General features: G+C 44.7%; 10 protein-coding genes. 5 read left to right on the forward strand and 5 right to left on the reverse strand.

All coding sequences use genetic code 11. The features are described from left to right. Positions 1-176 precede the first annotated feature (176 nt). The 3 genes from nuoC to ndhC form a co-directional block, all read right to left on the reverse strand. Positions 177-1,952 carry an NADH-quinone oxidoreductase subunit C/D gene (gene nuoC, locus JMY08_RS09820; protein ID WP_189586443.1) on the reverse strand — a complete coding sequence of 592 codons (1,776 nt, stop codon included), beginning with the start codon at positions 1,950-1,952 and terminating at the stop codon, positions 177-179. A gap of 106 nt (positions 1,953-2,058) precedes the next feature. Continuing rightward, complete coding sequence (locus JMY08_RS09825; protein ID WP_010198893.1) at positions 2,059-2,727, reverse strand: NuoB/complex I 20 kDa subunit family protein; 669 nt, start codon at positions 2,725-2,727, stop codon at positions 2,059-2,061. Between the two features lie 175 nt (positions 2,728-2,902). Then, complete coding sequence (ndhC, locus tag JMY08_RS09830) at positions 2,903-3,526, reverse strand: NADH-quinone oxidoreductase subunit A (protein ID WP_010198891.1); 624 nt, start codon at positions 3,524-3,526, stop codon at positions 2,903-2,905. 800 nt (positions 3,527-4,326) lie between these two features. Between ndhC and JMY08_RS09835 the strand changes: the two genes are divergently transcribed. The 5 genes from JMY08_RS09835 to argB all read left to right on the forward strand — a co-directional run bounded on the left by JMY08_RS09835 (position 4,327) and on the right by argB (position 11,595). After that, the gene (locus JMY08_RS09835) at positions 4,327-6,360 is read left to right on the forward strand and encodes a UvrD-helicase domain-containing protein (RefSeq protein ID WP_194620361.1); all 2,034 of its coding nucleotides are present in this window, start codon (positions 4,327-4,329) and stop codon (positions 6,358-6,360) included. 141 nt (positions 6,361-6,501) lie between these two features. Next, on the forward strand, positions 6,502-7,905 hold the full coding sequence (gene mgtE, locus JMY08_RS09840) for a magnesium transporter (RefSeq protein WP_026037183.1): 1,404 nt from the start codon (positions 6,502-6,504) through the stop codon (positions 7,903-7,905). Between the two features lie 145 nt (positions 7,906-8,050). Beyond that, entirely contained in the window at positions 8,051-8,515 is a 465-nt protein-coding gene (gene dut, locus JMY08_RS09845) for a dUTP diphosphatase (protein ID WP_010198884.1), read from the forward strand. Positions 8,516-8,557: 42 nt separating this feature from the next. After that, the gene (locus tag JMY08_RS09850; RefSeq protein WP_227679652.1) at positions 8,558-10,462 is read left to right on the forward strand and encodes a phosphomannomutase; all 1,905 of its coding nucleotides are present in this window, start codon (positions 8,558-8,560) and stop codon (positions 10,460-10,462) included. Positions 10,463-10,683: 221 nt separating this feature from the next. Beyond that, positions 10,684-11,595: an acetylglutamate kinase gene (gene argB / locus JMY08_RS09855; RefSeq protein ID WP_010198880.1), complete on the forward strand. Its 912-nt coding sequence runs from the start codon at positions 10,684-10,686 to the stop codon at positions 11,593-11,595. Between the two features lie 167 nt (positions 11,596-11,762). Here the strand turns inward: argB and JMY08_RS09860 are convergent, their stop codons facing one another. Together JMY08_RS09860 and JMY08_RS09865 are read right to left on the reverse strand one after the other, a co-directional pair. Further along, positions 11,763-12,122, reverse strand: a complete 360-nt coding sequence (locus JMY08_RS09860; RefSeq protein WP_189586433.1) for a hypothetical protein — start codon at positions 12,120-12,122, stop codon at positions 11,763-11,765. Between the two features lie 85 nt (positions 12,123-12,207). After that, positions 12,208-12,585: a Spx/MgsR family RNA polymerase-binding regulatory protein gene (locus JMY08_RS09865; protein WP_201593099.1), complete on the reverse strand. Its 378-nt coding sequence runs from the start codon at positions 12,583-12,585 to the stop codon at positions 12,208-12,210. Positions 12,586-12,607 lie beyond the last annotated feature (22 nt).

Genomic DNA, 12,607 nt, shown 5'->3' on the forward strand with positions numbered 1-12,607 from the left:
TATCTTTCCTCACTCATCACGCTTTATCACACTACATTGACTGTCTAAACACTGACTATCATTGCACTGAAATATTACAGCATTTTGGTGTGCCATTTGGCAGTAATATATTGATTAACTTATCTTTTTTCAAAACTATAATTCTTTGAGCAAAGCACTATTCTTTGAGCAAAGCACTAGCGATCACAATCCGCCATCACAATATCAATCGATGCCAAATACATAATGGCATCAGATACCAGCGAACCATTAATGACTGATGGCATTTGCTGTAAATGCGCAAATGTCGGTGTACGAATACGGGTACGATAGCTCATCGTCGCCTTATCTGAGGTAATGTAATAACTATTCAGACCTTTAGTCGCTTCTACAATCGTCGTACATTCGCCAGCTGGCATCACAGGACCCCAAGATACGGAGATAAAGTGATTAATTAAGGTCTCAATATCGTTTAGCGTACGGTCTTTTGGTGGTGGCACAGCTAATGGGTGGTCTGCCTTATATGGACCTTGTGGCATGTTATCCATACACTGACGGATGATACGTAATGACTGACGCATCTCTTCGACTTTTACCATACAGCGATCATAAGCATCGCCGTTGTAGCCAACTGGTATCTCAAAGTCGTAGTTTTCATAGCCCATATAGGGACGTGCTTTGCGTAGATCAAAATCCACACCAGTGGCACGTAGACCAGCGCCAGTGACGCCCCAAGCCAATGCTTGCTTGGCATTATATTGTGCAACACCTTGAGTACGGCCTTTGAGCACACTGTTTTGTAATGCCGCTTTGACATACTCGTCCAAGCGTTTTGGCATCCAATCTAGGAACTCACGAACCAGACGCTGCCAGCCACGTGGCAAATCAGCAGCAGTACCGCCAATACGGAACCAAGCGGGATGCATACGATAGCCAGTCACCGCTTCGATGACGTCATAGGCTTTTTGGCGATCGGTAAACATATAGAACACAGGGGTCATACCACCCGCATCCTGAATGAAAGTACCGACGAATAGTAAGTTGTTGGTAATACGGAAAAACTCACTCATCATCACGCGGATGGTTTCAGCGCGCGGTGGAATCGTAATTCCAGCCAGCTTTTCGACCGACATAATGTACGGTAGCTCGTTCATCACACCGCCGAGATAATCAATACGGTCGGTATAAGGAATGTATGAGTGCCACGTTTGACGCTCCGCCATCTTTTCTGCACCGCGATGGTGATAACCGATATCGGGGATACAATCAACGACTTCTTCACCATCAAGCTGTAGTACTAAACGGAAGGCACCGTGAGCAGAGGGATGGTTAGGACCGATGTTCAAGAACATAAAGTCTTCATCACGACCTGAACGCTTCATGCCCCATTCTTCTGGGACAAAACGCAAGTTCTCCTGCTCGTATTGCTGCTTAGCGGTATTCAAGAAATACGGGGTAAATTCAGTCGCCCGCGCATGATACTCTTTGCGCAGTGGGTGACCTTCCCAATATTTTGGCAATAAAATACGGGTCAAATGCGGATGTCCCGTAAAGACAATACCGAACATGTCCCACACTTCGCGCTCGTACCAGTTGGCATTTGGCCAAATCTGCGTAGCGCTCGGTACATTGACGTCGTCTTCGCTCAGCGCGACCTTGATACGGACATCACTGTTACGCTCAAACGACATTAAGTGATAAAACACCGTAAAGTCACTGTCAGGCATGCCTTGGCGATGTTGGCGCAAGCGCTCATCTATCGCTGACAAGTCAAATAGCATGACGTAAGGTTTAGGCAATTTACGTAGGAATAAGAGAATATCCAGCAAATCAGCACGCGCTACCCAAACCGTTGGAATCTCATCAACAGTGTGCTGCACCACGAACTTACCGGCATATTTGTGCTCTAGCTCTTTGATAACGGCTGGAACAGGCTTAATCTTAGGATCTATGTTTTCGACTACCGTGACCATGAATGATGTATTCCTTCATTAATCATAACTGATTCATCATAACTACACTGTGATGAGCGTATAAAACGTTGAGGTTGTTACTGTGAATCTAAATGCTATCTAGAATCTAGATACTGTCTGGGCTACGCAAGTTTTTAACAGCGATACGGTCGGCTTGCTTACGGTCGCGCTCAGGGGTCATTTGTGGCTTGTAGATACCCTGCTCATTGACATGAATGCCCAGCGGACGACGCTCTTTGGTAATAGACTCTTGTAGCAGCATCAAGCCTTGAATTAGCGCTTCTGGACGCGGCGGGCAACCCGGTACATAGACATCGACAGGAATGATTTTATCCACGCCTTGCACGACCGAATAGATATCATACATGCCGCCTGAGTTGGCACAAGCGCCCATCGAGATGACCCATTTTGGCTCAAGCATTTGCTCATAAAGACGCTGAATAACGGGTGCCATTTTGACAAAGCAAGTACCAGCGACGATCATTACATCTGCCTGACGCGGTGAGGCGCGAATAACTTCTGCCCCAAAGCGTGACAAATCATGAACCGCCGTCAGAGTAGTGGCATACTCAACATAACAGCAAGAGGTACCAAAGTTAAATGGCCACAGTGAGTGCTTACGCCCCCAGTTTGCAGTCGAGTGAACGAGGTCTTCTAGGCGACCCATAAAGACGTTTTTATTGACTTCGTCTTCGATAGGATCGTTGACCGTTTGACTGGTCTGTGCAGGATAGACATCTGCATCAGGGTTGGCTTTTGTTAATGTGTATTTCATAACATACAACCTTTATATTAGGCTCAGCAGGGCAATCATCTTGCCAGCACTAGCGCCATAACTTCTATTATTAATAAGTGGCTAATCATCAACGATCATCAATATAAACAAACGTTTTTATATCTGGCTGCTCATCTTTTTTACGAACGCTATAAGCTAAGATCAACAGCTGGCATTAACGCCCCGCTTTGTCTGGCTGTGCAGACGTCGCAAAGTCCACAGAAGTAACGTTACCCGTGGTATTAATATGATCGATGTTCTGTAAATGACGGCGATTGGTCTCAATATTGTTAGAGACGTTAATCTGTCCTGAAGACTGCGCTGGTATCTTACCCGTCGGGTCGACCATCAGCTCATCGACACCATCAAACTTGGTGATGTCCGCCCAATTAAAGGGCGCAGGCGCAGCATAGAGACGTGCTTTTTTACGCAGTTTGTCAGCAGGCGCCCAGTTTAGCGCCCCTAAACTTAAAGCGTATACCAGACCGATTAACAAATCAATGATGAAGGTTGCCGCCGCAATAAACCCAGCCCAGCCGGTTTCACGAACGGAGACCGCATAGGCGTATAAGTACAACGCCTCTAAGTCAAAGATGACGAAGAAGATGGCGACCAAGTAGAATTTGGCAGACAAACGAATACGGGCGTTGCCAGATCCGACAACACCCGCTTCAAATACTTCTTCTTTTTGTGAGCCCTGAGAGCGACCGCCAAGCAAGCGCGGAACGACCAGCATAAAAACAACTAGCCCAATAGCGGCTAAAATAAACGCAACTGCTGACCAATTAAAAGCAGACATGATAATACGTGCTCCTCACCCAATCGAGTGTCAAGCGCAGCGCAGATACACCCATTAAGGCAATTTTGCGACAGGCGTAACGCAGACGAAAACACAAAGTAACTGTCATCGAGTCACTTTTTATCAGTAATTCGATGATGATTATAGGTACTGTGCTGGTAATAACCAATTATCAAGCTTATTGACGACGGTGTCAGACGTGCCCAACTGTAGAATCCCGATACGCGCGCGGAGAAAGCTGGTCGCCTAACGCATCTTCTAACAACGTAAGATCAACGTATTAAATCAATATCATATTTGATGTTTTATTTAATTGATTTAATAGCTCATTACACGTGGTCAATAGTGACGTGACAACTGGCATAAATTATTTACGTACTATACGCATATCATGGTTCAAAAGCTAGTTTTTAACTGCATTGGACGGTCACTTTATAAGCAAAAAAAACATATTTTTTTATCTATAAATTATGATATAGACGTTACCTTATATTAACACCAAATCCTTACTTTTTATTACCAACCGTCATCAGTAGCGTTGCTGCTAAATATTGCATGCTTTATCATGCCATTGTCATCAGCCAACTCCTTACCCAAAGTTATGGTTTTTGCTTTATAATGGCCCAGCCAATTTTAATGGCACATTTTCAATAAATAGCACACTCTATTACTTTAATTGCCTGATTAATTTGATTAAAAATATCGCCACGATATCGACTTTAATCATACACGCCGCGTTCGTTTAGCCACGATACTATCAGCTCTACCCTCTTTTTTGCTTTTGTCTTACAGGTCACGTTATGAGTCAACTTAATCCCAAACAACAAGAAGCGATGCTCTACGTATCTGGTCCATTACTCGTACTAGCAGGTGCCGGATCCGGTAAGACCTCAGTGATTACGCGTAAGATTGCCTACCTGATCGAAGAATGCAACATGCCAGCTGAGCGCATCACGGCGGTAACCTTTACCAATAAAGCGGCACGTGAGATGAAAGCGCGGGTGAGCAAGCTGCTACCAAGTGAAAAAATGCGCGGACTGACCGTGTCAACTTTTCACCAGTTTGGCTTGCAGTTTTTACGCTATGAGCTGATTCATACGCCGCTAAAAGGCAACTTCTCCATCATGGACAGCGACGATAGTAAGCGTTTGCTGATGGAGCTGATGATGCGTGACAATTTGAGTGGCGCTGAAAGTCGCGAGCTGGTTGGTAAAGCCATTAAAATGATTTCTGATTGGAAAAACGATCTGATTGAACCTGACAAGGCGATGGAAACCTTAGACGATCCAGAAGATATGATTTTTGCGACCTTGTATGCGCTTTATGAGCGTAATTTGCGCGCTTATAATGCCGTCGATTTCGATGATTTGATTGTACTGCCCACCAAAATATTGCGTGAAAACAGAGAGCTGCGTGATAAATGGCAAAATCGCATTCGCTATCTATTGGTCGATGAGTATCAAGACACCAATACTGCGCAGTATGAAATGATTAAATATCTGGTCGGACCGCAAGGACGCTTTACCGTCGTGGGTGACGATGACCAATCTATCTATGCATGGCGCGGTGCTAAGCCTGAAAACATGGCGCTGCTCAAAGAAGACTTTCCGAAACTAAAAATCGTCATGCTAGAGCAAAACTATCGCTCGACCACGCGTATTTTGACCTCTGCTAACGCCGTTATTATGAATAACGAGCATTTATTCGAAAAGAAACTGTGGTCAGACAAAGGTCAAGGCGAAAAAATCCGCATTATCAACTGTCGTAATGATGACGACGAATCCGAGCGCGTGGCGAAAGAGATTGTCACGCATAAGCTACGTTTTGGTAATGAGTGGGAGCAGTACGCGGTTCTTTATCGCAGTAACTTTCAGGCGCGCATGTTGGAAGCGCAATTGCGTCAACTGCAAGTGCCTTATAAGTTGTCCGGCGGTCAGTCTTTCTTTGCGCGTAGTGAAATCAAAGACATCATGGGCTATCTGCGTCTGATTTTGAACCCCGAAGACGACAGCGCGTTTTTGCGTATTATCAATACGCCTAAGCGCGGCATGGGACCTGCGACCCTCGAAAAGCTTGGTTTGTTTTCGCAAGAGCATAGCATCTCATTATTGGCCTCTTGCACGCACGCTGGTCTTGCTCACGTATTGCCATCGAAGGCTTATGGCACCATAAAAGAGTTTGGTGAATTCATCGAGCATTATACCCGCGAGTTGGATCAACATCCTGACCCCGTGCCAATCGTGCGCCAGATGATTGATGAGACCGGTTATATTGACTTTGTCCGTAGCGATGCCAAAACGCCACAACAAGAAAAGAACCGTATCGATAATATTGATATGCTTTATACCAGTATTCAGTCGTTAATCAATCGTGCTGAAGAAGATGAAGATCGGACGATTGATACCATTATCCGTAAGCTGGTTTTGCTCGATATGCTTGAGCAGCAGCAAGAAGAAGAGAACACTAATAAAGTTAACTTGATGACCTTGCATGCCGCAAAAGGTCTGGAGTTTGATTTTGTTTACATCATGGGGCTTGAGGAAGAAATGCTGCCGCATCGCAACTCTATCATGAGCGAGACGGTCGAAGAAGAGCGCCGTCTGATGTACGTAGGCATTACCCGTGCACGCCGTGAGCTGACACTGACGCTCGCGACCCAGCGCCGTGCTGGCGGACAAATGCGCGTCACCTCAGAATCAAGATTTTTGGATGAGCTGCCTGAGGATCATATTGATTGGCCTGCCAAAGCGAAAAAGAAAAAGGCGACCAAAGACCCAGAAGCCGTCGCTGACGAATATTTGGCCAATATTCGAGCGTTACTGGGTAAGCGCTAACCGCAGCATTAGCACTATTGATGGCTGCAAAGCAATATTAGGGCGTGTCATCAATTAGCACATTAAACAAAGTTAACGCTGTAATCATTTACAGATACTTTGACGATATCATTTCTATCTTCTAAAAACATTGGAACCCTTATGCCTACCCAGACGCCCAATCAGGAACGACCCTCTATGCTATCAGGAGATTATAATCCGGCTGAATATAGCGCCGAATATAAACTGCTGTACTTGCAGGGTTTGGTTGCTGATAAAGCTTATGAGGCGATTACTGAGTTTTTAGAAAAGCAGTCGGAATATGAAATTGCCAACCTACTCGAGTCTTTTCCCACTCAAAACCGTCTACTAATCTGGGAGCAAGTACCAGAAAACATCAAAGGTGAAGTGCTTGCAGAACTAGAGTACGATACGCGCCAGCCATTGATGGAGAATATCTCTTCTCAAGAAATCTCGTTATTTACCCAAGACCTTGACGCCCAAGACATCTCAGAAATTTTGGACACCGTTACTGAGAGCGTGCGTACCTCAGTCATGGCAACGCTGGATGAAGAAACTCGTGTCCAAGTTAATAAACTGGATACTTATGCCGACTGGGAAGTGGGTAGTTACATGGATCCTGATATTATCCAGATAAGAGATGACATCCACCTTTCTGATGTACAGCATTGGCTACGCGAAAACGACGACTTGCTTGATGACCAAAGCCAAGAGCTACTGGTCGTCGATCAAAGCCAGCAATTACTTGGACTGCTGAGTCTGGTCGATTTGATTAAGCATGAGCAAAACACGTTGGTGTCAGCGCTGATTGATACAGCCATTACGATCAATGATCGTTTAGACATTCAAGATGCCGCCGCGATTTTTCGTTCAGAAGACATTCGTTTCGCGCCTGTGATTAACAGTTATGGCGAATTGGTTGGTCAGTTAAATGGCGAAGATATCATGGAAATCATCCAAGATGATGTCGATAGCACCATGAAAAACCTCGCTGGTGTCAGTCAAGATGAAGAGTTGTTTGCACCCATCCTAACCAGTGCCAAAAGCCGTAGTATCTGGCTGGGTATCAACTTGTGTACCGCGCTTTTAGCGGCAGCGGTGATTGGACAGTTTGAGGAAGTATTGGCAAAGGTGGTAGCACTAGCGATACTTATGCCAGTGGTCGCCAGTATGGGCGGTATCGCTGGCTCGCAGACACTCACGGTTGTCATCCGTGGTATGGCAATGGGTCAAATTGGTGGTTCTAACCGTGTCTGGCTCCTAAACAAAGAACTGTGGGTTGGTGCGATAAACGGTATCATTTGGGCGATAATCATGGCATTTATTGCCCAATTATGGTTTGATGATATCAAAATCAGCGCCGTGATTGGCTTTGCGATTGCGATTAACATGACCGCCGCTAACGTTTCAGGTATCAGTATACCGCTGATGCTAAAGCGGATGAATATCGACCCTGCGTTATCTGCTTCCGTTATTTTGACCACAGTAACCGATATCGTCGGCTTTATGTCATTCTTGGGCTTGGCGAGTGTGCTGATACTTTAATTGAATATTAAGTGACTGAATCAATAATTACCCAGTCAACATATAGAACTGCTATTTACATAGAGATCTTGTTACATAGAAATCTTGAATAACTTTTGTTCAAAATCATAATTTAAAAACCATCAAATCGTTAAGTGAGTGCGTTATGCAAGCTGTACAAGTAAAAGTGTTAAACCCTAAAATCGTTGAAGATAAAGCGTTTTCTTTACCTACTCGCGCCACCGATGGCAGTGCAGGTATCGACTTACGTGCTTGTATTGATGAGCCTTTGACCATTAAAGCAGGCGCAACGCATTTGATCGGTACTGGTCTCGCTGTTTATATTCAAGACCCCAACTATGCCGGTATGATTTTGCCGCGTTCAGGGCTTGGGCATAAGCACGGTATCGTCTTGGGCAATTTGGTCGGATTGATTGATGCGGACTATCAAGGTGAGCTGATGGTTAGTATTTGGAATCGCAGTGGAGACGACTTTGTGCTCAATCCAGCAGAACGTATGGCGCAATATATCGTGGTGCCTGTTGTCCGTCCTGAGTTTGAAGTTGTCGCAGAATTCAGTGACGAAAGCGTACGCGGTGCTGGCGGGTTTGGACATTCGGGTCGTCACTAAGACGATCAATCTGTATAGATAATCACTGGCTAGCCATTTTGCATGTATCACGACAATATCAACCACGACGATAAGGAGAGTAAAGCCATGCCGTTTTTTGCGACGCAGCAATCCTTATTTCGTGCTTACGATATTCGCGGCGACGAGCAGTACTTTACTCCGAATTTTATACAGGCTTTGGGCGCCGCATTTGTGCGACTTTATAAAAACCATAATGCGAAACAACGTAGCAAACCCATTTCTAACAGCCCCATTGCTAATAGCCATATTTCTAACAGCAACGTTAAACCGCATCAAAAGCCGAAAGAAACCACGGTCATCATCGGCTATGATGTACGCTGCGGTAGTGACAGTATGGCTCAGTCGTTGGCATCGATCCTACAAAAGCAAGGCCTCCAAGTGATTAACTTAGGGTTGATTACGACCCCGATGATGGCATTTTGGACCGAGCAATACGCTGGTCATGGCATCATGGTCACCGCCAGTCATTCTGCAAAAGGCATCTTAGGTATTAAATGGCTGGTCGGTAATACTTCTCCTAGTGCTAAAGATATTCAAATGCTTTATCAAGATTTGATAGCGTTTGATAGCAACCAACACCACAATCAGATCGATAGTAATAGTGACAGCCTTAAGCTTCCAAGTGCTAGCCAAAGTAATGACAAACAGGCAACTTCAGTGCTATCGGTCATTGGCTTGCCGACTGACACTGTGGCAACGCCTTATATTGATGCCATTGCCGAGGTATTTGTCAGTATTTATCCCGAGCAAAACCTATCAGCTAGTAACAAACGAACCTTTAAAAAGCTTGATCTCACCATCGTTATTGATTGTATGCATGGGGCCACTAGCAGGATTGCCCTGCCCTTATTTACCACTTTTTGCCAGCGCGTCATCATAATCAATGACACCCCTGATGGTAATTTCCCCATGGGTAACCCTGACCCTACTGAGCCAAATCGATTGGCAGAGTTGCAACAAAATGTCATCGTTAATACTGCTGATATTGGTCTAGCATTCGACGGTGATGGCGATAGACTGATGATCGTCGACAACAGTGGCAAAATAGTCATGCCCGATCATTTGCTGTATTTGCTCGCCTCAGTCGCCATGAGCGAGCGTCCAGAGACATGGCAAACTCATACCGCATCCCCGCAAATGCTGTTCGATATTAAATGCTCACACCATCTGCCTATTCTCTTAAGCGACTTGGGAGCGACACCAATCCTGAGTAAAACTGGCAGTAGTTTAATGCGTCAACAGCTACAGGCCGATGACAGTCAAATCTTATTCGCAGGCGAACTGTCTGGGCACTTTATTTTTAACGATGGTTATTTTACTGCTCATGATGATGCGATGTATGCGGGCTTGCGCCTACTACATTGGTTGGCCTATACAGCGACGCATCGTGACAAATCATCGGCTGCTGTTGGTTTATGGGGTGAGCCGATTGAGCAGTCACGCCCTATTCGCTTGACTGATATTACCCATCAATTACCGATGTTGGTTAGTACAGCAGATCATTATTTACCTTTACCCAATAGAGCGCCTGTACAGTGCCCAATCGTGCAGCAATTGGCAGAATTTTGTTGTTATTTGCAGTGTTTGGTTGCCGCGCCTTCTGACGACCTCGACAGCGCCTTGACTGCGGCTTATGTCTCATCAAAATGCACTTGTGTATCATCGAGCGTCAAGCACACAACGTTAGCACAAGCAAAGCAGTTATTACCGAGCGGCACGCAGCTGACTTGTATTGATGGCGTGCGCTTAGATTTCGCCCATGGTTTTGGTGTGTTACGCCAATCAAACACCAGTCATCATTTGACCGTGCGCTTTGCTGGTGACAGCCTTACAGATTTGAAAGACATACAAGCCCGCTTCGTCGCGCTATGTCGCCCATTTGATAAACACTTGGCAGAGCAGATTGCAGCACTTCTCTCTGAATAGCTCTTTGAGCTGACTTTGATTGAATTACCTTGTTTCATTATCATCATTGCCTAGCCGCTGACATAAAATCTCGCTACCAATCCTTGTATAAATTGTTTTTTATCATTATAAAGACAAGCATATCTGAGAATAATTAAGATAAGCCTGTCTAACGATAGTCATCCGTAATAAACCAGCTTTTTAAACCCATCTCTTTTAGAACTAAATTTTAGGAGCTTGTCATGACGCTTAATTTGGATGAAGCCAAAAATACCGCTGAAGTATTAACCACAGCACTACCTTATATCCAGCGCTTTGTGGATAAGCTCATTGTGGTCAAATACGGTGGCAACGCCATGACCGATCCTGAGCTTGAGAGCTCATTTGCTCGTGATATCGTCTTGCTAAAAACCGTTGGTATACACCCTGTCGTCGTACATGGCGGTGGTCCACAGGTAGACAATCTACTAAAAGAGCTCGGTCGCCAGTCCAACCGTATCGATGGTATGCGAGTGACTGATAAAAGTACGATGGATATCGTCGAGATGGTATTGGGCGGTAGCGTCAATAAATCTATCGTAAGCTTAATCAATAAGCACGGTGGCCGCGCGATTGGTCTGACGGGTAAAGATGCCAACTTAATCTTAGCCAAAAAACTAATGATGGAAAAAATTGGTGCAGATGGTATCGCTGTGCCTGTCGATTTAGGGTTTGTCGGTGATGTGGTCAGCGTCAATAAAGACGTGATTAATATGCTAATTGCTTCTGATTTCATTCCTGTGATTGCCCCGCTTGGGGTCGACAGCGAAGGCAATACCTATAATATCAATGCCGATTTGGTCGCGGGTAAAGTTGCTGAATTTTTGCAAGCAGAAAAGCTTATGCTATTGACCAATATCAAAGGGGTATTGGGTCGTGACGGTGAAGTCGTCACCGGACTAACGCCAAAGAAAGTGGACAGCTTGATTGAAGACGGTACTATCTCAGGTGGTATGATTCCGAAAATTCAATGTGCGCTCAATGCGGTGCGCAGTGGTGTAAAAAGTGCGGTTATCGTTGATGGTCGTGTGCCTCATGCGACGCTGTTAGAGATTTTCACCAACGAAGGTGTCGGCACGCTGATTAGTCGTGAGATAGATTCTACGGTGATCTAATAACCAGCCGCCCAAATCAGATGTATAAAAAACGAAGCCCGAACCTAGACAATGCTAAGTTCGGGCTTTATTGATTGAATGCTATGAAATCAAATCAAATCATAGTCAAATGAGTTTCGGGTCTGTTGAACATTCAAATATTAGGACTGCTGATCGCTAAACAGACCCTAATAAGCGCAGAACTCTACGGCGCTATGACTACTATTGCCGTATACTTTCATATGGTGATTGCCTTTACGCTCGGTAAAATAGGAAGTCTCATCTTCGTAACGGTCACCATCGAGGCGACCATTTGGCCCCGTGACATAAGCAACATTGATACGATCGTCACCCACATTGCGAATGACCAGATTTTGATCTGGCATGAGCCACAAACGAAACACTTTACCATTTTTAATATTACCGGTAAAACTGCCGCAATAGCTGTTATCTGCAAAGGTAATTTTGGTAGACGAGTCAGCTGCTTGGACACTTGTAACCATTAAAGGGCTCACCGCCAATGCTGCCATTAACAATAAATTTTTCATAATCTTATCCTTGACTATTACAAACGAACAAACTTAATTCCACTAATAAGTAGCATAGTTTATAATTTACCAAAGTGATAGCTTTTTATTGAAAATTTGCCTCAAATTCAGTGGTATCAAAACCGCATAGCAGTATTTGCTGAGCTTGATTTTTATCGTCGATCTGACCTTCTATAATCGGACGTTTAATCATACTGGTATTTTCCACCAACAAATCAATCGCATTGTCCACACTGGCATCAGCAGCTTGCTTTTGCTCATCGGTAATTTTGCGCCATGTGGTGCCGCGCTTGTTGAGTACTTTATCGATGCCCAACTCATCTACCCAACGCTGGACGCTCTCTCTATCGATGCCTTGTTTTTTATAATCATGAAAATCATAACCTACATTCAGCTCATCAAGCTTAGTAAAAGCTTTTTTCATCGTGCTACAAGATTTGATACCGTAAATGGTGATGGTCATATAAGCTCCAAGTCAATTATCA

Origin of the sequence: Psychrobacter sp. Pi2-51 (assembly GCF_904846665.1) — a bacterium.
GTDB classification, from domain to species: domain Bacteria; phylum Pseudomonadota; class Gammaproteobacteria; order Pseudomonadales; family Moraxellaceae; genus Psychrobacter; species Psychrobacter glaciei.

Coding starts and splice junctions, on each gene's coding strand:
- nuoC (WP_189586443.1), bottom strand. CDS start 1,952: ATGGTCACGGTAGTCGAAAACATAGATCCTAAGATTAAGCCTGTTCCA.
- JMY08_RS09825 (WP_010198893.1), bottom strand. CDS start 2,727: ATGAAATACACATTAACAAAAGCCAACCCTGATGCAGATGTCTATCCT.
- ndhC (WP_010198891.1), bottom strand. CDS start 3,526: ATGTCTGCTTTTAATTGGTCAGCAGTTGCGTTTATTTTAGCCGCTATT.
- JMY08_RS09835 (WP_194620361.1), top strand. CDS start 4,327: ATGAGTCAACTTAATCCCAAACAACAAGAAGCGATGCTCTACGTATCT.
- mgtE (WP_026037183.1), top strand. CDS start 6,502: ATGCCTACCCAGACGCCCAATCAGGAACGACCCTCTATGCTATCAGGA.
- dut (WP_010198884.1), top strand. CDS start 8,051: ATGCAAGCTGTACAAGTAAAAGTGTTAAACCCTAAAATCGTTGAAGAT.
- JMY08_RS09850 (WP_227679652.1), top strand. CDS start 8,558: ATGTATCACGACAATATCAACCACGACGATAAGGAGAGTAAAGCCATG.
- argB (WP_010198880.1), top strand. CDS start 10,684: ATGACGCTTAATTTGGATGAAGCCAAAAATACCGCTGAAGTATTAACC.
- JMY08_RS09860 (WP_189586433.1), bottom strand. CDS start 12,122: ATGAAAAATTTATTGTTAATGGCAGCATTGGCGGTGAGCCCTTTAATG.
- JMY08_RS09865 (WP_201593099.1), bottom strand. CDS start 12,585: ATGACCATCACCATTTACGGTATCAAATCTTGTAGCACGATGAAAAAA.